The sequence below is a fragment of the Bradyrhizobium sp. SK17 genome, from assembly GCF_002831585.1.
GTDB lineage: Bacteria > Pseudomonadota > Alphaproteobacteria > Rhizobiales > Xanthobacteraceae > Bradyrhizobium.
In genome coordinates this window covers 4,168,016-4,191,173 of record NZ_CP025113.1, presented here as the reverse complement: position 1 = coordinate 4,191,173, position 23,158 = coordinate 4,168,016, and the positions used below count along the sequence as shown (strand labels likewise).

At 64.4% G+C, this 23,158-nt stretch carries 20 protein-coding genes; 14 read left to right on the top strand and 6 right to left on the bottom strand.

From position 1 onward, the window contains the following. Nucleotides 1-12 precede the first annotated feature (12 nt). The 3 genes from CWS35_RS19180 to CWS35_RS19170 form a co-directional block, all read right to left on the bottom strand. A complete protein-coding gene (locus tag CWS35_RS19180) occupies nt 13-1,440 on the bottom strand; it encodes an amidase (protein WP_100953141.1) in 1,428 nt (475 codons plus the stop codon). A 104-nt stretch (nt 1,441-1,544) separates the two neighbouring features. Beyond that, on the bottom strand, nt 1,545-1,793 hold the full coding sequence (locus tag CWS35_RS19175; RefSeq protein ID WP_100956500.1) for a helix-turn-helix transcriptional regulator: 249 nt from the start codon (nt 1,791-1,793) through the stop codon (nt 1,545-1,547). 5 nt (nt 1,794-1,798) lie between these two features. Beyond that, nucleotides 1,799-2,356: a DUF2975 domain-containing protein gene (locus CWS35_RS19170; protein ID WP_100953139.1), complete on the bottom strand. Its 558-nt coding sequence runs from the start codon at nt 2,354-2,356 to the stop codon at nt 1,799-1,801. Between the two features lie 185 nt (nt 2,357-2,541). Here CWS35_RS19170 and CWS35_RS19165 point away from each other — a divergent pair, with 185 nt between their 5' ends. The 9 genes from CWS35_RS19165 to CWS35_RS19130 all read left to right on the top strand — a co-directional run bounded on the left by CWS35_RS19165 (nt 2,542) and on the right by CWS35_RS19130 (nt 11,160). After that, a complete protein-coding gene (locus CWS35_RS19165) occupies nt 2,542-2,997 on the top strand; it encodes a DUF2147 domain-containing protein (protein ID WP_051404256.1) in 456 nt (151 codons plus the stop codon). 275 nt (nt 2,998-3,272) lie between these two features. Beyond that, entirely contained in the window at nt 3,273-3,410 is a 138-nt protein-coding gene (locus CWS35_RS39550; RefSeq protein WP_168226348.1) for a hypothetical protein, read from the top strand. 261 nt (nt 3,411-3,671) lie between these two features. Further along, nucleotides 3,672-4,964 (top strand): oxalate/formate MFS antiporter, encoded by a 1,293-nt coding sequence (oxlT, locus tag CWS35_RS19160; RefSeq protein WP_024579623.1) that lies wholly within the window; start codon nt 3,672-3,674, stop codon nt 4,962-4,964. Nucleotides 4,965-5,204: 240 nt separating this feature from the next. Beyond that, on the top strand, nt 5,205-6,521 hold the full coding sequence (oxlT, locus tag CWS35_RS19155; RefSeq protein ID WP_100953137.1) for an oxalate/formate MFS antiporter: 1,317 nt from the start codon (nt 5,205-5,207) through the stop codon (nt 6,519-6,521). A 271-nt stretch (nt 6,522-6,792) separates the two neighbouring features. Further along, the gene (locus CWS35_RS19150; RefSeq protein ID WP_024579621.1) at nt 6,793-7,260 is read left to right on the top strand and encodes a CBS domain-containing protein; all 468 of its coding nucleotides are present in this window, start codon (nt 6,793-6,795) and stop codon (nt 7,258-7,260) included. A gap of 245 nt (nt 7,261-7,505) precedes the next feature. Then, on the top strand, nt 7,506-8,501 hold the full coding sequence (locus CWS35_RS19145) for a nitronate monooxygenase family protein (RefSeq protein ID WP_024579620.1): 996 nt from the start codon (nt 7,506-7,508) through the stop codon (nt 8,499-8,501). Nucleotides 8,502-8,627: 126 nt separating this feature from the next. Continuing rightward, nucleotides 8,628-9,620, top strand: a complete 993-nt coding sequence (locus CWS35_RS19140; protein ID WP_100953135.1) for a dienelactone hydrolase family protein — start codon at nt 8,628-8,630, stop codon at nt 9,618-9,620. A 67-nt stretch (nt 9,621-9,687) separates the two neighbouring features. After that, the gene (locus tag CWS35_RS19135; RefSeq protein WP_100953133.1) at nt 9,688-10,656 is read left to right on the top strand and encodes a zinc-binding dehydrogenase; all 969 of its coding nucleotides are present in this window, start codon (nt 9,688-9,690) and stop codon (nt 10,654-10,656) included. A gap of 72 nt (nt 10,657-10,728) precedes the next feature. Continuing rightward, the gene (locus tag CWS35_RS19130) at nt 10,729-11,160 is read left to right on the top strand and encodes a hypothetical protein (RefSeq protein WP_145987184.1); all 432 of its coding nucleotides are present in this window, start codon (nt 10,729-10,731) and stop codon (nt 11,158-11,160) included. Between the two features lie 37 nt (nt 11,161-11,197). Here the strand turns inward: CWS35_RS19130 and CWS35_RS19125 are convergent, their stop codons facing one another. Both CWS35_RS19125 and CWS35_RS19120 read right to left on the bottom strand, forming a co-directional pair. Beyond that, complete coding sequence (locus CWS35_RS19125) at nt 11,198-11,938, bottom strand: phosphotransferase enzyme family protein (protein ID WP_100956498.1); 741 nt, start codon at nt 11,936-11,938, stop codon at nt 11,198-11,200. A 114-nt stretch (nt 11,939-12,052) separates the two neighbouring features. Next, nucleotides 12,053-12,580 carry a GNAT family N-acetyltransferase gene (locus CWS35_RS19120; RefSeq protein ID WP_100953131.1) on the bottom strand — a complete coding sequence of 176 codons (528 nt, stop codon included), beginning with the start codon at nt 12,578-12,580 and terminating at the stop codon, nt 12,053-12,055. A 598-nt stretch (nt 12,581-13,178) separates the two neighbouring features. On the opposite strand from CWS35_RS19120, the gene CWS35_RS19115 reads away from it, so the two are divergent. Further along, nucleotides 13,179-14,567 carry a cation-efflux pump gene (locus CWS35_RS19115; protein WP_029878847.1) on the top strand — a complete coding sequence of 463 codons (1,389 nt, stop codon included), beginning with the start codon at nt 13,179-13,181 and terminating at the stop codon, nt 14,565-14,567. A 192-nt stretch (nt 14,568-14,759) separates the two neighbouring features. After that, nucleotides 14,760-17,081, top strand: a complete 2,322-nt coding sequence (locus CWS35_RS19110; protein WP_024579613.1) for a PAS domain-containing sensor histidine kinase — start codon at nt 14,760-14,762, stop codon at nt 17,079-17,081. 5 nt (nt 17,082-17,086) lie between these two features. Here the strand turns inward: CWS35_RS19110 and CWS35_RS19105 are convergent, their stop codons facing one another. Continuing rightward, entirely contained in the window at nt 17,087-17,983 is an 897-nt protein-coding gene (locus CWS35_RS19105) for a LysR family transcriptional regulator (protein ID WP_018270739.1), read from the bottom strand. A gap of 255 nt (nt 17,984-18,238) precedes the next feature. Between CWS35_RS19105 and CWS35_RS19100 the strand changes: the two genes are divergently transcribed. From CWS35_RS19100 to fdhF, 3 genes are read left to right on the top strand one after another with little or no spacing between them, the layout of a single operon-like run. Next, on the top strand, nt 18,239-18,715 hold the full coding sequence (locus CWS35_RS19100) for a formate dehydrogenase subunit gamma (RefSeq protein WP_100953129.1): 477 nt from the start codon (nt 18,239-18,241) through the stop codon (nt 18,713-18,715). Then, nucleotides 18,712-20,268 (top strand): NADH-quinone oxidoreductase subunit NuoF, encoded by a 1,557-nt coding sequence (locus tag CWS35_RS19095; RefSeq protein ID WP_100953127.1) that lies wholly within the window; start codon nt 18,712-18,714, stop codon nt 20,266-20,268. The genes CWS35_RS19100 and CWS35_RS19095 overlap by 4 nt, the downstream gene beginning before the upstream one ends. Before the next feature lie 12 nt (nt 20,269-20,280). Next, complete coding sequence (gene fdhF / locus CWS35_RS19090; RefSeq protein ID WP_100953126.1) at nt 20,281-23,157, top strand: formate dehydrogenase subunit alpha; 2,877 nt, start codon at nt 20,281-20,283, stop codon at nt 23,155-23,157. Nucleotide 23,158: the final 1 nt, after the last annotated feature.

The window sequence follows — 23,158 nt, the reverse complement described above, 5'->3', positions numbered from 1 at the left end:
TGAGAGACGCGATTAACGCGCTTGTTGCATACCCACCGGGTCGATCGGCGTTTGCACGCCGAGGCGCGTCTCAATGGCTTCGGCCACTTCGAGGCAAAGGTCCTCCCGAAATCGCGAACCAGTGACAAGCACCCCGATTGGCAGCTCGGTTTCCTCGTCCCGCCCAGCCGGCACGCAGGCTGACGGCAGTCCCAGCAGGTTTGCAGGAACCACCGGACGCATCAGCTCCTTGGCCGCAGCGGCGCCGGTTTCGTTCGCCGTGTCGAAGCCGTGCACGAACGGCAATTGGGTCCATGTGGGTGACAGCAGCAATGGCCGTTCGGCCATGAACAGCGACCAGGCCCGCGCAATGGCGTGGCGCTCCAGCAGAAGGGCGGACCATGCGGCGGGGTCGGGCAGCACCGGCACCAGCGCGTCAAATCTATGCAGGAAGCCGAGCGCGTCCGCGCCCATGATCTGAGACAGCGGGCCAAGCATCGATCGGACGTCACCCATGATCAGGCGCGCCCAACAACTCACCGCATCCTCGTAGCGTGGCGGGTGAATCTCCTCGACCTCATAGCCGGCATCGGCCAACGCATGCGCGGCACGTCGAACAGTCGCGGCCACGGCCGGATCGGTGCGTCCTCCGGGTGGTTCGGGTATCACGGCCACGCGGATCGGCCGGCGCGGCGATGGTCCCTCAAACGGCGCATCAATCGACCAGGGGTCGCGTGCATGCGCCCCCATCAATACACGCAGCCCAAGGCGAACGTCGGCAACCCGGCGCGCCATTGGGCCTTGGACATTCATGAGCTGAACCGCCAGCAACTGCCCCTCGGCAGGGCCGCAATCTGCATCCGGCACGCGCCCGAACGAAGGACGGATCGAGGCAATGCCACAGGCATTGGCCGGATTTCGCAGCGAGCCACCGATGTCATTGCCCAACCCGATCGGGCTCATGCCGCTGGCGATGGCGGCTGCTTCACCTCCGCTCGAACCGCCGGCCGTTCGATCCGGGTGCCATGGATTGCGCGTGAGCCCATGAAGTGAACTGACGGTGTGCAACCGCAAGGCCATGTCCGGCAGATTAGTCCGACCGATCGGGATTGCACCTGCGGCACGCATCCGCTCCACCACCGGCGCGTCGATCGGAACGACTGCGTCCGCGAATGCGGTCACACCCCATGTGGTCGGCAAACCCGCCATGTCGATGTTCTCCTTCACCGTGAAGGGCACGCCATGCAGGGGGCCGATCGCCTCGCCGGCGGCAAGCCGCCGGTCGGCCATATCCGCGGCCGCGCGGGCCTCTTCGGCCAGGACGCGCACCACGGCGTTCAGCGCTGGATTGACGGCATCGATACGGGCGAGATGGGCATTCACCACTTCCGCGGAGCTGAGCTGCCGCCGCGCAATGTGCTGGGCAAGTTCAGTCGCAGACAGCCGCCAGATATCGCTCATCGGAACGCTCCCATGTGTGGCCGCAAACTCCACACATGGTACCCGACGATCTCGACGACGCAATGCGGTGGCCACGCCGTATGACGCGATCGATTCGGCGCGGGTCAACCGCCCTCGCCGCTATCGGCGTCGCCGCCCTCGTCGCCCGGCACGTATTCCAGAATATCGCCCGGCCGGCAGTCCAGCTCCCGGCAGATCGCCGACAGCGTCGAGAAGCGCATCGCCTTGGCCTTGCCGGTTTTCAGGATCGAGAGGTTCTGGATCGAAATGCCGATGGCGTCCGCGAGGTCGCCGAGGCGGCGCTTTCGTTTTGCGAGCATGACATCGAGGTTCACGACGATCGGCACCAGCATCATCCTCAGATCGTCAGGTCGTGTTCGGACTGCAACAGGATGGCGTGCTCGATCACGAATTTCAGCGCCATCAGGAACACGCCGCCTGCGATGGTGCCGACGTCGAGGTTGTAGTTCAGCAGCAGGAACTTGATGTCGCCGATCCGGTACAGGATGTAGATCACCGCGTTGGTGGTGATCGTATCGATGAACGGCCACACCACCAGAAAGATCCCCATCCACCAGACGCCCTGCAGCGTCTCGGACACGAAGATCCGGCCGTTCGCGAATCGGTTCACCATCCGATGAAGCATGCCGATCAGCACGGCGTAAAACGATACCCCAAGCGCAAACAGCGACCAGAACAGCAACTGGCCCGTGGTCGACATCGCAAGCGGGTTGACGACGATGCTGGCGCACTTCGCCTGCTCGCCGCCCAGGCTTTCCGCAATCGTGCCCGGGGCGGTCGTGGTGCGGTAGTAGGCCAGCCACAGCACCACGGGCAGCGAGAGCCAGATCACCCAGAACGCCCGATCGAGCCTGCGAAACCAAAGCTGGCGCTGCTCGCGAACCGATATCCCCATCGCACCCATCCAAAGATTTTTTTGCCAAACAGGCCGTTACGGCCAAGTCGCATCATGCCTTGGTAATGTTGTTGACTCAACCTTAAACGTGATTTATTTCATGTTTATCATGAAATTTTTCATGAAGAAGGTGGATGATGACGGTACTCCCCGACCTTGATGGCCTGCCCAACACCCTGAAGCATATGATCCGCGCTCACCTCACCCGCCGCCTGATCGTGGCGGCATTCCACATCCCGCTGCTCGGCAGCACTGCCGAGGCCGCCAAGGTCAACGACCGGGCCACCGATCCGGCCGGCGTCTGGCTGACCCAGTCCGGCGACGCCAAGGTCAAGGTCCACCATTGCGGCGACGCGCTGTGCGGCCGTGTGATCTGGCTGAAGGAGCCGATCGACAAGGCCACCGGCAAGCCGCAGCGCGACGACAAGAATGTCGATCCTGCGCAGCGCACCCGGCCGGTGATCGGCATCGGGCTCTTCATCAACATGCAGCCGGCGGGCCCGAGCAAGTGGGCCGGCCGGATCTACAACGCCGACGACGGCAAGACCTATGAGAGCTCGGTGACGCTGGTCGCACCTGGCACGCTGAACGTTCGCGGCTGCATGGGAACGCTGTGCGCCGGCGAAGACTGGACGCGGTGAAGGGCTCTGGCCCCGACCCTTCATCGGCCAAGAAGAAACGGAAACCCGCTCACTCGAGGCCGCCGCGTTGGCGGCCTCTTTTTATGACCGGCGGCGCTCCTGGTCCCCGCTCGTCCCGATGATCCGGGATGCCAGTCGGACCATTTTTGCTGCAATGCACAGTGGCGCATGCTGCTATGCAAACAAGCTCATTGCATCTGGTATCTGGTATACATACTTTGGCGGCAGATGATGCGCCGGTCGGTTGCCGGCCCCAAGCCAAAAAGGGGACGTCCATGTCCAAGACCACCACGATCGCGCTCGCGCCCACCTCCACCCCGTTCGGCCGCCTGCTCGCCGCGATCGACCGACTGCTGATGAAGAGCGCCGAGATCGCCAACCGCAACGGCGACCTGCCGCGCTTCGGCCTCTGAGTCCAACGATTCGCGAGCCCGCGCGGCCGCGGCTTCCCTGTTCCCGAAGCACGACCTGAAATTCAACCTTTGACCAATGGCCCCGATTTTCGCGGCCATTTTTGTGCGCGTTGAATTAGTCTTCCAATCTGCCCATCCGAATCTCTGCGGCATAAGCGCACGCTGCCCCTGCGACAGCTTGAACCTTGGCATATCGAATACCAAGATGACGCCGGGCGCGCCACAACCACAACGATGACAAAGCGCGCGTTGGGAGGATCAATGTCGGACATGGTGCAGGCGACTGCGGCACCCACAGCCGCGCGCGTCAGCGACGCCTATCGCTGGACACAACTTGTGATCGGCGTCGCCGCAATGGTGATGATCGCAAACTATCAGTACGGGTGGACCTTCTTCGTGCCCGACATCCAGAAGACGTTTGGATGGGATCGCGCATCGATCCAGTGGGCCTTCACGCTGTTTGTTTTGTTCGAGACCTGGCTGGTGCCGGTCGAAGGCTGGTTCGTCGACAAATACGGTCCGCGCCTCGTCGTGCTGATCGGCGGCATCCTCTGCGCGATCGGCTGGGCGATCAACGCGCAGGCGACATCGCTGAACGGCTACTATCTCGGCATGATCGTCGCCGGCATCGGCGCCGGCGGCGTCTATGGCACCTGCGTCGGCAATGCGCTGAAATGGTTTCCCGACAAGCGCGGATTGGCCGCTGGCATCACCGCGGCCGGCTTCGGCGCCGGCTCCGCGCTCACGGTCGCGCCGATCCAGGCGATGATCAAGGACTCCGGCTTCCAGACCACCTTCCTGTATTTCGGTCTCGGCCAGGGCATCATCATCGTGCTGCTCGCCTTCTTCCTGCTGGCACCGAAGGCGGGACAGGTGCCGGCCGTGGTGCAGAACGCCAACGTCATCCAGACCCGGCGCAACTACCAGCCGACCGAAGTGCTGCGGCAGCCGATCTTCTGGCTGATGTACTTCATGTTCGTGATCGTCGGCGCCGGCGGGTTGATGGTGACGGCGAACCTGAAGCCGATCGCGGTCGACTGGAAGGTCGACAACATCCCGGTGACGCTGGTCGGCATGACCATGACGGCGGTGACCTTCGCCGCGACCATCGACCGGATCCTCAACGGCCTGACGCGTCCGTTCTTCGGCTGGATCTCCGACATGATCGGCCGCGAGAACACGATGTTCATCGCCTTCGGCATGGAAGGCTTCGGCATCTGGATGCTCTACCTCTGGGGTCACGACCCGGTCTGGTTCGTGCTGCTGTCGGGCTTCGTGTTCTTTGCCTGGGGCGAGATCTACTCGCTGTTCCCCTCGACCTGCACCGACACGTTCGGCGCCAAATTCGCCACCACCAATGCCGGCCTGCTCTACACCGCGAAGGGCACCGCGGCGCTGCTGGTGCCGATCGCCAATTACATGCAGCAGTCGTCGGGGCATTGGGACAACGTGTTCATCATCGCGGCCGGCGCCAACATCCTCGCTTCGCTGCTGGCGATTGCCGTGCTCAAGCCATGGCGCAAGATCGTAGTCGCGAAATCGGCAACGGCCTGAACAGCCCCCTCGTCGCTGCCAAGTGGAAGCGCCCGGCCTGACCGCCGGGCGCTTTCTTTTTGCCGCCTGCGCATCAGCCGAAAGTCGGTGCGCGCAACGCCTCATTTGCTGCGGCGCAGCAGAATGATGGGCTTGCTTTCTGGAATATAGTATACCAACATCCATCGAGCGCTTGCGACGATACGCCACAAGAATTGCGACACAGGGTCACAACAAGACCGGCGCGCTCGGGAGGACTTGATGGTTTCCAGCAATACGGCCGTCACACAAGCTCAACCTTCGTCCAATGGCTTCCGCTGGCTTCAGCTTGTCATGGGCATCGTCTGCATGGCGATGATCGCGAACCTGCAATATGGCTGGACGCTGTTCGTCGACCCGATCGACGGCGCGCATCACTGGGGCCGCGCGGCGATCCAGTTCGCCTTCACGATCTTCGTGGTGACGGAAACCTGGCTGGTGCCGGTCGAGGCCTGGTTCGTCGACAAATACGGCCCGCGGCTCGTCATCATGTTCGGCGGCGTCATGATCGCGCTGGCCTGGGTGTTGAACTCCTATGCCGATTCACTTCCCATGCTCTACGCCGCCGCCGTGATCGGCGGCATCGGCGCCGGCGCGGTGTACGGCACCTGCGTCGGCAACGCGCTGAAGTGGTTTCCCGACCGTCGCGGGCTCGCCGCCGGCGCCACCGCGGCCGGCTTCGGTGCGGGTGCAGCGCTGACCGTGGTGCCGATCGCCAACATGATCGCCGCGAGCGGCTATCAGACCGCGTTCTTCGATTTCGGCATCGGCCAGGGATTGATCGTCTTCATCCTCGCCTTCTTCATCCAGCCGCCCGCCGTCTTGATGCCGCCGAAGAAGAAGCAGCTCAATCTGCCGCAGACCAAGATCGACTTCACGCCGCCGCAGGTGCTGCGCAGCCCGATCTTCTGGGTGATGTATCTGGTGTTCGTGATGGTCGCCTCCGGCGGCCTGATGGCGGCGGCGCAGATCGCACCGATCGCGCACGACTACAAGATCGCCTCGACACCGGTCTCGCTCGCCGGCTTCCAGATGGCCGCGCTGACCTTCGCGATTTCGCTCGACCGCATCTTCGACGGTTTCGGACGCCCGTTCTTCGGCTGGGTCTCCGACAATATCGGCCGCGAGCACACCATGTTCATCGCGTTCGGCACCGGCGCGCTGATGCTGCTGACGCTGTCAACCTGGGGCCACAACCCGCTGGTGTTCGTGCTGGCGACCGCGGTCTATTTCGGCGTGTTCGGCGAGATCTATTCGCTGTTCCCGGCGACCTGCGGCGACACCTTCGGCTCGAAGTTCGCGACCACCAACAACGGCATGCTCTACACCGCGAAGGGCACCGCCTCGCTGCTGGTGCCGGCCGCCAGCATCGTCGCCACCAATTATGGCTGGCAGGCGGTGTTCGTGATCGCGGTCGCGCTCAACGCCACCGCGGCGCTGATGGCGCTGTTCGTGATCAAGCCGATGCGCCGCGCCTTCATCCACGGCAACGAAGCCGCCGCAGCGGCTGCGACCGCAACGAGCGCCAAAACCGCCTGATCCGGATATCTCCAGCCGAACCGAAAGAGGCGCACCTCGGTGCGCCTCTTTCCTTTTGGCGGGTTCTCTTGCGGGTCGCTGGAATACCAAATACCAATTACGACTGAATCGGCCTTGCGCTTTTGTCATTCACGCCTGCTCAAATCGTTCGAAGCGTCAGCAGACCTGCCTATTTAAGCTGTTTGCTGGTGGTAGATTCTCCCAATCGCCGCGTTGACAATTGGTATTATGTATACCAGATTGACGCCGTCGATCATCCACGGAGGTTGCCATGCAAGTCGGAGATATCCTGCGCAAGAAGACCCCTCGCGTCGCCACGGTTCGCATGAACGAGACAGTCGCGATCGCCGCGCAGCTGATGCGCGCGAGCAATATCAGCGCGCTCGTGGTCAAGGATGTCGTTCGCACCGAGGGCAACACCGCCGCGGGCATGTTCACCGAGCGTGACGTGGTGCGCGCGATCGCCGAGCATGGTGCGGCCGGCGCCAACATGAAAGTGTCGCAGTTCGTCTCGGTGCAGCAACTGGTGTCGTGCACCTCGAGCGACACGCTCGAGCACATCCGTCATCTCATGACCAAGCACCACATCCGCCACGTGCCGGTGATCGACGATTACAGCCTGATCGGCGTCGTCAGCATGCGCGACATCGCAGCCGCGTTCGACGAGGAAGCGACGAGCGCGATGGCACGGACGGTGACGGCGTATCAAACATCCGAGCAGACCCAGCCAACCCAATAGCTGTCTCGATCCCGTCGCTTTCAGCCAGGCGCCGCGTGGTCGATCACCGGCGCCTGAGCAAATCATCGAAACCTTCCGCTCTTTCCCTCGCCTGACCGCAACGCCCCTTCATTTCCGCATGGGCGCGGCGCAGGTCGCCGGTAGACATTTGCCGGACTGGACTGCATCCTCCGCCCGACATCCATAACAACACCGTGCGCGGCACGTCCGCGTCGCGGAAAATTCTGATGGAAACCGAGGGCAGAATGATCAAGACACGCTTCACCGAAATGTTCGGCGTCGACCACCCGATCGTGCAGGGCGGCATGCAATGGGTCGGGCGCGCGGAGCTGGTTGCCGCCGTCGCCAATGCCGGCGCACTCGGCATGATCACCGCGCTGACGCAGCCGACGCCGGACGATCTGCGCAAGGAGATTGCGCGCTGCCGCGAGCTGACCGACAAGCCGTTCGGCGTCAACCTGACCATCCTGCCCGCGATCAAGCCGCCGCCTTACGCCGAATATCGCCAGGCCATCATCGAGAGCGGCATCAAGATCGTCGAGACCGCCGGCAACAAGCCGCAGGAGCATGTCGACGAGTTCAAGAAGCACGGCGTCAAGGTACTGCACAAATGCACTAGCGTCCGCCACGCGCTGTCCGCCGAGCGGATGGGCGCCGACGCGATCTCGATCGACGGCTTCGAATGCGCCGGCCATCCCGGCGAGGACGACACCCCCGGCCTGATCCTGATCCCGGCAGCCGCCGACAAGGTGAAGATCCCGATGATCGCCTCCGGCGGCTTCGGCGATGCGCGTGGCCTGGTTGCCGCGCTGGCGCTCGGCGCCGAAGGCATCAACATGGGCACGCGCTTCATGTGCACCAAGGAGAGCCCGATCCATCAGCTCGTCAAGGAACGCATCGTCGCCAATGACGAGCGCGAGACCGAGCTGATCTTCCGCACCATGCGCAACACTTCGCGCGTCGCCAAGAATGCGATCTCCACCAAGGTCGTTGCGATGGAGAAGGAAGGCGCCAAGTTCGAGGACGTCCGTGAGCTCGTCGCCGGCGCCCGCGGCAAGATGGTCTATGCGACCGGCGATGCCGACGAAGGCATCTGGTCGGCCGGCCAGGTGCAGGGCCTGATCCACGACATCCCGTCCTGCGCCGAGCTGGTGTCGCGCATCGTGCACGAGGCGGAAGCGATCATCCGCGAGCGGCTCGAGGCGATGATGTCCGGCGGCAAGCGCCAGGCCGCGGAATAGACGAGATCAAGCGAAACGGACATCGGTTCGCATGAAAAAGACCGCGTCAAGTCAATAACTGTCAAGACGATGACTGGGGCTTCGGTTCTGATTCAATCAGAACCGAATGCTCAAGCGGGAGTTCGCATGCGTCTCTTCAAGTCGGTCATGGTCGCCGCCCTCTGCCTGTCGGCGACAACGGCCCATGCCGCGGGCCTGCGGCTCATCAAGGTGCCGACAGACGGCGCCACGCCCATGCAGATCGCGGTGTGGTCGCCCTGCGCCGCGCCGGCGGGCGAGGTGAAGGTGCGCACGCTGACCCTGCCTGGCACCACCGATTGCCCCGTCGTCGGTGACAGGCTGCCGCTCATCGCGGTCTCACATGGTTACGGCGGCAGCTTCACCGGGCATCACGACACCGCCGAGACGCTCGCCGATGCCGGCTTCGTCGTGGTCGCCGTCAATCATCCCGCCGACACCGGCGCTGGCGATATGACCCGGGCCGATACGCTCGCAGTGCTGATCGAACGCTCGGCCGACATCAAACGGGCGATCGACTACATGCTCGACGCATGGCCGGATCGGAGCAAGCTCGACCCTGGCAAGATCGGCTTTTTCGGTTTCTCGCGCGGCGGTTACACCGGCCTCGTCGTCGCCGGGGCCAATCCTGATATCCGCAAGGCCACAGCGTTCTGCACCGGGCTGTATCGCAAGCCGAGTTGCGAGGAGCTCCAACGCAACGCGATTCCAGCGCAGCCGGCCGTTCATGACCCTCGCGTCAAGGCGATGGTGGTGGCCGACCCGGCGTTCGGTCCCATGTTCGACCGCGATGCGTTCAAGGACATCAAGATACCGGTTCAGATCTGGGCTTCCGAGCTCAGCGGCGAGCAAGGCATCTCGGAGGTCAACCCGGACTACGTCGCGACGATCAACAGCGAGCTGCCGGTCAGGGCGGACTATCATGTCGTCCGCAATGCCGGCCATTTTGCCTTTCTGGCGCCGTGCTCTGCGGGAATGGCCAGCGCATTGCCGAAGCTGTGCACCGACAAGCCGGGCTTCGACCGCGTTGCGTTCCACAGGGAGTGGAACGCCGACATCCTTGCCTTCTTCCGCAAGCAGCTGGACGTTCACCAGCCCTGACATCACATCATCAACAACCCGAAGTGTCCTGCGACACGCCTCGGCCGCCCAGCCAGAAGAGAACCCTATGAAAGCCTATGTGTACGGAGCCAACGGCCCTGAAATCACCGACGTCACCAAGCCGGTGCCGAAGGGCACCCAGGTGCTGGTCAAGGTCCATGCCTGCGGGCTCAACCGCGCCGATCTCGGCATGACCAAGGGCCACGCCCATGGCGCGGCCGGCGGCGTCGGCACCGTGCTCGGCATGGAATGGGCCGGCGAAGTTGCCGAGCTCGGGCCCGATGCCAAGGGCGTCAAGGTCGGCGACAAGATCATGGGGTCCGGCGGCGCGGCGTTCGCCGAATACACGCTGGCCGATCACGGCCGGCTGTTCCGCACCCCATCGAACATGAATTCCGACGAGGCCGCCACGCTTCCCGTCGCGCTCGCCACCATGCACAACGCCGTCGTCACCAATGGCGCATTGCAGCCCGGCCAGACCGTGCTGATCCAGGGCGCCAGCTCTGGCGTCGGCCTGATGGCGATGCAGATTGCGAAACTGAAGGGTGCGAAACTCGTGGTGGGATCATCCACCGATGCGATGCGCCGCGGCCGGCTGAAGGAATTCGGCGCCGATCTTGCGGTCGACTCCAAGGATCCCGGCTGGGTCGATCAGGTGTTGCAGGCGACATCAGGCGAAGGCGTCGATCTGATCGTCGATCAGGTCTCGGGTTCCGTCGCCAACCAGAATCTGAAGGCAACCAAGGTCAAGGGCCGCATCGTCAATGTCGGCCGGCTCGGCGGCACCCATGCCGACTTCAACTTCGACCTGCACGCGGCACGCCGCATCCAGTATATCGGCGTCACCTTCCGCACCCGCACGATCGATGAGATCAGAGAGATCTTCGAGCAGGTGCGCAAGGACATCTGGCCGGCGGTCGAGGCACGCAAGCTGCAACTGCCGATCGACCAGGTCTACAAATTCGCCGACATCGGCAAGGCGTTCGAGCACATGGAAGCCAACAAGCATCTCGGCAAGATCGTGGTGACGCTATAGCGACGCGGGCTCTTCCGCGACGCCGGGAACGTGCCGTATGGAACCCGGGCTGCTTGGGTTCCATGAACGAGCATGACTTTCGGCATCCCGCAATCTCCCGGAATAGACCCGATCGAACCGCGTACTTACACTCGGTTGCAATTCAACATCGGTGGTACTTGCAGATCGTCCGGCAGTCGAATGCGACCGCCGGTCCGTTACGCGAACGCCGCGCTGCAATCGGAGAAGGGTCATATGCGTACCAACGGCAACCGCCTGCGCTCAAGCCGTCGCGCCAAGCTGACGCGCCGGACCAAGGCGGGCGACAGCATCGGTCGCCAGGCGAGCGAGATTGCGAAGCGGCTCGCATTCCTCAGAATGATTGAGGCTGTTATCGCCACCCATCAATCTTCACCGCCGAACGATGCCGCACAACCGCAGCAGCGCCGACCCCGACAGCCAGCTGCGTTGCCGCACCGAGCCACCGCTCCGGCGCAGTCGCGCCTGCGCAAGCGGGCTCGATAGTTCGGTCAGAACCATCTAGCCATCGTCGCACCGTTGTTCAGACCGCTCGAACCTCGGCAAGCCGCTTGATGGCGTAGGCGTCGTCCCAGCAGACGGCGGCTTGCCATGCGGCCGATGCCTGCTCGGCGACATCATGCGCGTTGCCGTCGAGACCGGCAGCGTTGTGGGGCAGCACCAGGTCGAGATCGGGAATGTCGACATGCGACTCGTCCCAGTCGATCAACGCCACCCGGTCTGCCGTCATGCGGATGTTGCGCGGGTTGAGGTCGCCGTGGACGACACAGGTCCGACGCCCGGCGAGCCTCGCCCATGCGGCTCGGCATCGGGCGACGCCCTCAGGCGGCATGGCGCCGAGGTTGATCCGCGTTCCGGTTTCGGCGTGCAGCAGGTCGGTCGACGACCGCCAGCCCGGACGTTGCGGCCACCCCACCGTCAATTGGTGCAGCCGACGGAGCACGTCGGCCACGCGACGCCAGTCGTCCGCCGTCTCGGGCGGTCCGCCCTCCAGATAGGTCATCACCACAAGACCGTTCGCGAACAGCCGGCCGTCTGTCGTCGGGATCGGCACCGGCACGGTCAGACCTTCGCGGTCGAGGCGTTGGAGGAGCGCCGTCTCCCATTCGAGATCAGCATCGCTCCTCGCGCCGAGCCGACCGACCGCAAGGCGCCCCCGGACACGCACGCTCCACACGTCGTTGGCCACCCCGCCGGACAGTGGCTCGATGCGAACTGCGTCCTCACCCCACTGTCCGAGTGCATCCCATCCCGTTGGCGACATCAGGAACATTCCTCGTCGAGTTGGCTGACAAGAATCATTGGGCGAATGCTATCTCTTGGCCCACCGTAGTTGCGCAGACCTGTTAGCCATCTACACGGATAGCCACACGACCATTCAAACAGTACGGCCGCACAGGTCGAGCAGTTGATTTGGCCACCGCGTGCTCGATAGTTCAGCATACATGCTACCGCGGTAAACCAGGGTATTCGGCGTGCCGTCGGGCTCGATGAAGTGGGTCGCATTCTGCATGAGCCTGTAGCCGCAACCTTGGTATATTCGAGGCTCGTGAGCAAACAAGATAGAGAAGGGAATCTGCCGCTCCGCGAGGCGCTGATGAGCGCGCTGAATCAGAGCGCGACTGTGACCAGTCAACCGGCGATCAGGCGCGATGGCAATCCCGCCGAGCATTCCGATCTCGACATTCTCGACGCCAATTCTCACCCTGCGTGTGTAAAGTCCCAGATGGCCAAACACGACTGAACCGTCACGAAGGATCATTGCCATGTCAGGTCGACCTACTGCACGATAGTAGTCGCCGTCGTTGGGGCCATCCTCGGGAAAAGCACGGCTCAGCAGTCTGTGCACGCCAGATGCGAGATCACCTTCGAGATCGCCTGCCCGGACTTCCAGCAATTCAATCATCGGCTCTTCGCTTATCTGTATCTCCGACCGAATATCAGCTTACTCCCTTGGGAAATAGCGCGCACCCGGCATTCGCTGCGCCCTCCTGTTTGACGGGCGAAACGAAGAGCAAAGCTCGGACTAATGATGCCGCGAGAATGCGAAGCCGCGTCCTCATCCAAGCTGTCATCGCCCGACCTCGACCAGGCGATCCAGTACGCCGCGGCCTCTCGGCTCACGTACTATTGCCTCTGGAGTACTGGTTCACCCGCCTGCGCGGGTGATGACACCGGTTGTTTGAATCGAGAACCATCCTCACCGTCGTCCTGGCGGAAGCCAGGACGCATTACCCCGAATGCGCGTCATGACACGATGCAGTTGCTACAGTTCACTTCAACAACGCGATCCTGTGGTTATGGGTCCTGGCTTTCGCCAGGACGACGGCGTGATCTCGGCGTCAACATATGCCACCGATGAGCTCGCGCAGTGTACGTCTTGAGATTCGGAATAGTTCGCAACAACTCCACCGCCGGGACGCACTTGCAACTGAGTGGCGATTGCGCGTGGTGAACAACGACTGACACTTGATGTTCACGGACTCCCTGCTAAACCGCCGCCCATGAATTCTTCACCCGCCAGCGCATCCCACAGCAAGACATCCGTCGCCGCGATCTCGATCCTCGCCAGTGGCAGCATGGCGGTGGCGAAGTTCGTCGTCGGCATCGCCATCGGATCGCTGGCGCTGATCTCCGAGGCGCTGCACTCCTCGATCGACCTGGTCGCCACCATCATCACCTGGGCGGTGGTGCGGGTGTCGGATCAGCCGGCCGACGCCGAGCATCATTACGGCCACGGCAAGTTCGAGAGCGTCTCGGCGTTGTTCATCATCGGCCTGCTCTATGTGCTGGCCGGCGGCATCCTGGTGCAGGCCTACAGCCATCTGCGCGAGGGAGCGCCGCCGCCCTCGATCTCGGCCATTCCCTTCATCGTGCTCGTCGTCGATATCGGCGTCAATCTGTGGCGCGCCCGGGCGCTGCACCGTGCCGCGCGCGACACCAAGAGCCAGGCGCTCGCCGCCGACGCGTTGCACTTCGCCTCCGACGTGATGGGTTCGACCGCCGTCATCGTCGGCCTGGTGCTGGCAGGCCTCGGCTTCTGGTGGGGCGATGCCGCAGCGGCCATCGCGGTCGCGGTGATGATTTCGCTGCTCGGCCTCCGCATGGCCCGTGAGACGGTCGAGACCCTGCTCGACCGCGCCCCCGAAGGCGCGCAGGAGAAGGCCACCGCTGCCATCAAGACCGTGCCGGGGGTCGTCGATGTCGATCGCCTGCGGGTCCGCATGGTCGGCGCGACGCATTTCATCGATGCCATCGCCACCGTGCCGCGCACCTACCCGATCGACCGCGTCGAGGACATCAAGCGGCGGGCGCAGGAGGCGGTGAGCGAGGCGTTCGGCGACGCCGACCTCACCTTCACCGCGGTGCCGGTGGCGCGCGACAATGAGAGCGTGCGCGAGCGCATCATGGTGATCGCGCGCAATTCCGGCCTCGCCATCCACCACGTCACCGTCCACGACATCGGCGGCAAGCTGATCGTCAGCATCGACCTCGAAGTCGACAGCGACATGGCGCTGGATGCCGCGCACGACATCGCCCACGAACTCGAGCGCGCGATCCGAGAGGACTTCGGCGAGGACGTCGAGGTCGACACCCATATCGAGCCGCTCGAGCCGGAACTGCCGTGGGGAACCGACGCAGCGCCGGATCGCGTCGAAACCATCCGGGCCGCGCTGACCGAATTTGCAGCCGGCGGCGCGATCCATGACATTCACAACGTGCGGGTCCGCAACACCGACGCAGGCGAGATCGTCAACTTCCATTGCCGCGCCACGCCCACGATGAGCGTGATCAAGGTGCACGAAGGCGTCGACGAGATCGAACGCAAACTGCGGCGCGCGTTCCCCACCGTGAAGCGCGTGATCAGTCATGCAGAACCGGCGCGCGCGTAATTCTACGGAGGCGTTCCTGTTTCGGACTCACTTTGCGCATCGTGATTCTGTTTTGGACAAGAATTATTTCGCATTAACGAATCGTTGACTCTCGACAGTCCCGGAAATCTGGATTCAAATGATCATGATTCGGATGCATCGTGGGGAGCATCCGAACCGGGTAAAAATCAGCTTAGAGCGGGGGTCTAAGGCATGGCGCGCGCGCATGCAGCGAACGCGTGCGTCCAATCCGATTCGATCAAGGGATTGGCGCAATCGATCGCGAAACCGGCCTATCACAGGCTCCTGACGGCCGAGCCTGCACTGCGCCGCGCTGTGCCTACTCTCATCATCGCCTTCCTGATCACCATCTGCCTCGGCGCCTTCGTCCAGGTGATCGACCAGAACCGGCAGAAGCGCGGCGCGATGAAGCGCGACCTTGCCGCGCTCTCCGACATCCTCGCCGAACGCCTCGACCGCCTGACCTCGGTGCGTCGCGACCGGCTCGCCAATATCGAGCGGTTGCAGGAGCTGCTGCCCGACCTGATCCCGTCCTGGGGCAACGCCTATGGCCGCCACGTCATCATCACCGGCGCCGATCACCGCGTGCTGGCCCGCGTGCCGATCGACGGTGCAGGCGAGAACGACCGCATCCTCGACATCGTCTCCACCGCGCAACTGATGATCGCGCCGGGCCAGCAGGGCGTCGTCAACGACATGACGCTGCCGGGCGGCACCGGCGCGCTGGCGATCTCGCAGCTCGTCAAGTCGCTGCCCGGCCAGATCGTCGTCATCCAGGAGATGAACGAGCCGATCTGGGGATCGGACGCCGCGCTCTCGGTGACGCTGTCGGCAACCACGAGCTTCGTGGTGCTGATCCTCGGCTTCGCCTTCCACTGGCAATCGACCCGGGCCCGCGAGGGCGATCTGATCAACGACGCGGTGCGCGGCCGGATCGACACCGCGCTCAACCGCGGCCGTTGCGGATTGTGGGACTGGGACCTGTCGCGCGGCAGGATCTTCTGGTCGCAGTCGATGTTCACGCTGCTCGGGCTCGATAGCCGCAACGATCTGCTCACCTTCGGCGAGGTCAACGCGCTGGTGAACTCCGACGACATCAACCTGTTCGACATCGCCGACCAGCTGATCTCGGGCAAGATCGATCACATCGACCAGAGCTTCCGCATGCGCCATGTCGGCGGCCACTGGATCTGGCTGCGGGTGCGCTGCGAGCTCAGCCATGCCGCGGCCGACGGCGGCCTGCATCTGATCGGCATCGCGGTCGACATCACCGAGCAGAAGAGCCTAGCCGAGAAGTCGGTGGAAGCGGACTTGCGGCTGCGCGACGCCATCGAGACCATCCCGGAGGCCTTCGTGCTCTGGGATGCCGAGGATCGCCTGGTGCTCTGCAACTCGCACTTCCAGCGGCTGCACAAGCTGCCCGACAGCGCCGTCGCCCCCGGCACCTCCTACGAGACCGTGATCGAGGTCGGCAGCATGCCGGAGGTGCGCACCCGCCTGCACGAGAGCGGCATGCCGGCGCCGGGCGCCCGCACCTTCGAGGCCCAACTCGACGACGGCAGCTGGCTGCACATCAGCGAACGCCGCACCAAGGACGGCGGCTACGTCTCGGTCGGCACCGACATCACCCGCATCAAGGCGCACGAGCAGAAGCTGGTCGACAACGATCTGCGGCTGCGCGCCACCGTGATCGACCTCCAGCGCTCGCAATCCGAGCTGGAACGGCAGGCCGTCGAGCTCGCTGACCTCGCCGAGAAATATTCGCAGGAAAAGACTCGCGCCGAGGACGCCAACGCCGCGAAGTCGAAATTCCTCGCCAACATGAGCCATGAGCTGCGCACGCCGCTCAACGCCATCATCGGCTTCTCCGAGATCATGGGCTCTGGCCTGTTCGGCACGCTCGGCTCGGACAAATACGAGGAATACTGCCACGACATCCTGACATCGGGGAAATATCTGCTCGAGGTCATCAACGACATCCTGGACATGTCGAAGATCGAGGCCGGCCGCATGAAGTTCGACATGGAGCCGCTCAACCTCTCCGGTATCCTCGCCGAGTCGCTGCGGGTGGTGTCCGGCCGCGCCGAGCACAAGGGCCTGTCGCTGGAATCGGATATCGAGAGCACGATCTCCGTCGTCGCCGACCGCCGCTCGGTCAAGCAGATCATCGTCAACCTGCTCTCCAACGCCGTGAAGTTCACGCCCGACAATGGCCGCGTGCTGGTGCGCGGCCAGATGCTGGACGATTCGATCGTGCTGCTGATCGCCGACAGCGGCATCGGCATCGCGCCGGACTCGCTGCGGCGGCTCGGCAAACCGTTCGAGCAGGTCGAGAGCCAGCTCACCAAGAGCTACCAGGGCTCGGGCCTCGGGCTTGCGATCGCCCGCTCGCTGACCAATCTGCACGGCGGCTCGATGAAGCTGCGCTCCAAGCTCGGCGTCGGCACCGTGGTCCGCGTCACGCTTCCCCGCGATCCGCGCACGCTGCAGGCTCGGCTGCCGGAAGCGGCGTAGGACCGCTACGCGCTTTCCAGCGTCGGCGCGACTTCGCGCGCGACCTGCACCAATGCCGCGATCAGCGGCGTCATCGGATCGCGCTGCGGGATCACCAGGCCGATGCTGTAGTCGACGACCGGATCGACGATCGGAATGCTGCGCACGGCGTCGGCAAGGCCGAGCGTCTCGGCGAGCTTGGCCGGCATCACGCTCGCCCAGCGTCCGGTCTTCACATGGGTGTAGAGCACGAGCAGCGAGTTCGACGTCAGCGTCGGCGTCGCTTCCGCACCGACCGAGGTCAGCGCGCGATCGATGATGCGGCGATTCTGCATGTCGGGCGTCAGCAGGCACAGCGGCACGGTGCCGACTTCCTTCCAGGTCACCTGCTTGCGGTCGCCGAACATCGCATCCGGCGCCGTCAGCAGCCGATAGCTCTCATTGTAGAGCGGGATGGTGCGGACCTTGCCGATCGGCTCGTTCTCGATATAGGTCAGCCCGGCATCGACCTCGAGATTTTCGAGCAGGCCGAGCACGTCGGCCGAGGTGCAGGACTGGATGCGGAAGCGCACGTCGGGATGGCGCGCCCGGAACGGCGTGGTGAGCGAGGCCACCATGCCGAGCGCAGTCGGGATCGCCGCGATCCGGATCTCACCCGACAGTTTGTCCTTGAGGCTGTTGATCTCCTGCTTCATCGCCCGCGCGTCGCCGACGATGCGCCGCGCCCAGTCCAGCGTCCGCTCGCCTTCCGGCGTGAAGCCCTGGAAGCGGGAGCCGCGCTGCACCAGCATGACGCCGAGGATCTCCTCGAGCTGCTTGAGGCTGGTCGACATGGTCGGCTGGGTGACGCCGCAGGCCTCCGCGGCCCGGCCGAAATGCCGTTCCTTGGCCAGCGCCAGCAGAAGTTCCAGCTTGTCGATCAAGGCCCAGACCCCTTCGGAAAGCGGTGCCGGAGGCGGCACGCCGATACACCCATAGGTAACACGATCAGGGCGCGATCCCGAAATCCAAACCAGGCCGGAAGTGCGTGATTCCAGACCATTATTGCAATCCCGGATCGACCCATTCGGCAACGCTATTAATCGCGTTTCGCAATCGCCGCATGAGACAGCTTTATTGATATTTCGAAGGATTCCAATTCTCATATACGGAGCAAAAAATGATCGTGAGAAGCGCTGATGACGGTGGGATACGAACCTTGGGACACGACGCGCGGCGCTGAGATCATCGCCGAGCATGCCGGGCTCGAAGGCGCCACGCTGGTGATCCTGCACGCGCTGCAAGAGGCGTTTGGCTACGTGCCGGAGCCGGCGATCCCGATGGTGGCGGAAGCTCTCAATTTGTCCCGCGCCGAGGTGCACGGCGTATTCACCTTCTACCATGACTTCCGCAAGCAGCCGGCCGGACGGCACGTCCTGAAGCTCTGCCGCGCCGAGGCCTGCCAGGCTGCCGGCGGCGATGCGCTGGCGGCGCGCGCTGAGGCAAAACTCGGCGTTTCGCTGGGAAATACCACCGCGGACGACCGCGTCACGCTGGAGCCGATCTACTGCCTCGGCCTGTGCGCCACGGCGCCGTCGGCGATGCTGGATGGCCGCGTGATCGGCCGGCTTGATGAAGCGCGGATCGATGCGCTGGTCGCGGAGGCACAGCGATGACGATGCGGATCTTCATTCCCCGCGATGCCGGTGCGGTCGCCGTCGGCGCCGACGATATCGCGCTCGCCTTCGAGCAGACCGCAGCCGCGCGCGGCACGCCGGTCGAGATCGTCAGGACCGGCTCGCGCGGGCTGTACTGGCTGGAGCCGATGGTCGAACTCGCGACGGCGCAGGGCCGTGTCGCATTCGGTCCGGTGGCCACCTCCGAAGTCCCTGCCCTGTTCGACGCGATGGCGAACGACGGCCCGCACGCCCTGCGGCTTGGTGTCACAGATCAGATTCCCTGGCTGAAGCGCCAGACCCGCCTGACCTTCGCGCGCTGCGGCGTGATCGATCCGCGCTCGGTCGACGACTACCGCGCCCATGGCGGCTACAAGGGCCTGGAGCGGGCGCTGACGCTGACCTCGGACCAGATCCTGGCCGACGTCACCACCTCGGGCCTGCGCGGCCGCGGCGGCGCCGGCTTCCCCACCGGCATCAAGTGGAAGACCGTGGCGCAGGCCAGCGCCGACCGCAAATACATCGTCTGCAACGCCGACGAGGGCGACAGCGGCACCTTCGCCGACCGCATGATCATGGAAGGCGACCCCTTCGTCGTGATCGAAGGCATGACAATCGCCGGTATCACCGTAGGCGCCAGCAAGGGCTACATCTACATCCGCTCGGAATATCCGCACGCGGTCGAGGCGATGAACGCGGCGATCACAGCGGCCCGTCGCGCCGGCCTGCTCGGCAAGAGCATCGGCGGCTCGCCCCATGAGTTCGATCTCGAAGTACGCGTCGGCGCCGGCGCCTATGTCTGTGGCGAGGAGACCTCGCTCTTGGAGAGCCTCGAAGGGCGCCGCGGCATCGTGCGCGCCAAGCCGCCGCTGCCGGCGCACAAGGGCCTGTTTGGCCGCCCCAGCGTCATCAACAACGTGCTGTCGTTCGCCGCGATCCCGTTCATCCTCGACAATGGCGCCAAGGCCTATGCCGATTTCGGCATGGGGCGCTCGCGCGGCACCATGCCGATCCAGCTCGCCGGCAACATCAGATATGGCGGGCTGTTCGAGACCGCGTTCGGCGTCACGCTCGGCGAACTCGTCGACGAGATCGGCGGCGGCACCTTCACCGGACGCGAGGTGCGCGCGGTGCAGGTCGGCGGCCCGCTCGGCGCCTATTTCCCGCGCGCTCTGTTCGACACCCCGTTCGACTATGAGGCGTTCGCGGCGCGCGACGGCCTGATCGGCCACGGCGGCGTCGTCGTGTTCGACGACAGCGTCGACATGGCCAGGCAGGCGCGCTTCGCGATGGAGTTCTGCGCCGTCGAATCCTGCGGCAAGTGCACGCCGTGCCGGATCGGCTCGACCCGCGGCGTCGAGACCATCACCAGGATCATCAACGGTGACCGCGTCGCCGAGAACCTCGCCGTGGTCGAGGACCTCTGCAACACCATGAAATTCGGCTCGCTCTGCGCGCTCGGCGGCTTCACGCCCTACCCCGTGCTCAGCGCACTGAAACATTTCTGGGAAGATTTTGGCCCGGTGCCGGCCCGCTTGCAGGCTGCGGAATAGCAGGAGATCACGATGTCGCTGATCCAGGAAACCGATTTCGGTACACCCAAGTCCAAATCAGAGACGATGGTCACGCTGACCATCGACGGCAACCAGGTCACGGTGCCCGAGGGCACCTCGATCATGCGCGCGGCGATGGAGTCGGGCACGCAGATTCCGAAGCTGTGCGCGACCGACATGGTCGACGCGTTCGGCTCGTGCCGGCTCTGCCTGGTCGAGATCGAGGGCCGCGCCGGCACGCCCGCCTCCTGCACCACGCCTGTGATGCCCGGCCTCGTCGTGCACACCCAGAGCGAGCGGCTGAAGAAGCTGCGCAAGGGCGTGATGGAGCTCTACATCTCCGACCATCCGCTGGACTGTTTGACCTGCGCCGCCAACGGCGACTGCGAATTGCAGGACATGGCGGGCGCGGTCGGCCTGCGCGACGTGCGCTACGGCTATGAGGGCGAGAACCACGTGTTCGCCAAATCGCACGGCTGCGAGAACGACAACTGGATGCCGAAGGACGAATCCAATCCGTACTTCACCTACGATCCCTCGAAGTGCATCGTCTGCTCGCGCTGCGTCCGGGCCTGCGAGGAGGTGCAAGGCACCTTCGCGCTGACAATCTCCGGCCGCGGCTTCGACAGCCGCGTCTCGCCCGGCATGAGCGAAAGCTTCCTCGGCTCCGAATGCGTGTCCTGCGGCGCCTGCGTGCAGGCCTGCCCGACCGCGACGCTGACCGAAAAGTCGGTGATCGAGATCGGCCAGCCCGAGCATTCGGTCGTGACCACCTGCGCCTATTGCGGCGTCGGCTGCACCTTCAAGGCCGAGATGCGCGGCGAGGAAGTGGTTCGCATGGTGCCGTGGAAGGACGGCAAGGCCAACCGCGGCCATTCCTGCGTCAAGGGCCGCTTCGCCTGGGGTTACACCACCCACAAGGAGCGCATCCTGAAGCCGATGATCCGCGAGCGGATCGAAGATCCCTGGCAGGAAGTATCATGGGACGAGGCGATGAATTTCGCCGCCGCGAGGTTCAAGAGCATCCAGCAGAAATACGGCCGCGACGCGGTCGGCGGCATCACCTCGTCACGCTGCACCAATGAAGAAACCTATCTGGTGCAGAAGCTGATCCGGGCCGGCTTCGGCAACAACAATGTCGACACCTGCGCCCGCGTCTGCCATTCGCCGACCGGCTATGGCCTGTCGCAGACCTTCGGCACCTCGGCCGGAACGCAGGATTTCGACTCGGTCGAGCACACCGACGTCGTCCTGATCATCGGTGCCAATCCGGCGGCCGCTCATCCGGTGTTCGCCTCGCGGCTGAAGAAGCGGCTGCGCCAGGGTGCTAAACTGATCGTGGTCGATCCGCGCCGCACCGAGATGGTGGAATCGCCGCATGTGAAGGCGCTGCATCTGCCGCTGATGCCCGGCACCAACGTCGCGGTGGTCACGGCGCTCGCCCATGTCATCGTCACCGAAGGGCTGGTCAACGAGAGCTTCGTGCGCGAACGCTGCGACTGGAGCGAGTTCGAGGAATGGGCGGCCTTCGTCGCCCAGGAGAAGTACAGCCCCGAAGCGACCGCGATCATGACCGGCCTCGATCCGAGGGACCTGCGCGAGGCGGCGCGGATCTACGCCACCGGCGGCAATGGCGCGATCTATTACGGGCTCGGCGTCACCGAGCACAGCCAGGGCTCCACCACGGTGATCGCGATCGCCAACCTCGCGATGGTGACCGGCAATATCGGCCGCCCCGGCGTCGGCGTGAACCCGCTGCGTGGCCAGAACAACGTGCAGGGCTCCTGCGACATGGGCTCGTTCCCGCACGAACTGCCGGGCTACCGGCATATCGCGGGCGATGCCGTGCGCGAGCAGTTCGAGGCGATGTGGAACGTCAAGCTCAACAAGGAGCCGGGCCTGCGCATCCCCAACATGTTCGACGCCGCGATCGAGGGCACCTTCATGGGGCTCTACGTGCAGGGCGAGGACATCCTGCAATCCGACCCCAACACCAAGCACGTGGTGGCGGCGCTGTCGGCGATGGAATGCGTCATCGTCCACGATCTCTTCCTGAACGAGACCGCGAACTACGCCCACGTCTTCCTGCCCGGCTCGACCTTCCTCGAGAAAGACGGTACCTTCACCAATGCCGAACGCCGCATCCAGCGGGTCCGCAAGGTGATGACGCCGCGCAACGGCTATGCCGACTGGGAAGTGACGATCCTGCTCGCCAAGGCGATGGGCTTCGAGATGCACTACAACCATCCGTCCGAGATCATGGACGAGATCGCGGCGCTGACGCCGACCTTCACCGGCGTCTCCTACGCCAAGCTGGACGAGCTCGGCTCGGTGCAATGGCCGTGCAACGAGAAGGCGCCGGAGGGCACGCCGATCATGCATATCGGCGGCTTCGTGCGCGGCAAGGGCAAGTTCATCATCACCGAATATGTCGCGACTGACGAGCGCACCGGGCCGCGCTATCCGCTGCTGCTCACCACCGGCCGCATCCTCAGCCAGTACAATGTCGGCGCACAGACCCGACGCACCGAGAACGTGGTCTGGCACGCCGAGGACCGGCTCGAGATCCATCCGCATGACGCCGAGCAGCGCGGCGTGCGCGACGGCGACTGGGTGCGGCTCAACAGCCGCGCCGGCGAGACCACGTTGCGCGCGCTGATCACCGACCGGGTGGCGCCGGGCGTGGTCTACACCACGTTCCATCACCCCGACACCCAGGCCAACGTCATCACCACGGACTTCTCCGACTGGGCGACCAACTGCCCGGAGTACAAGGTCACCGCGGTGCAGATCTCGCCGTCGAACGGTCCGAGCGACTGGCAGAAGGCCTATGACGAACAGGCGCGCAACTCCCGCCGCATCGCGCCTGTGGTGGAGGCGGCCGAGTAGC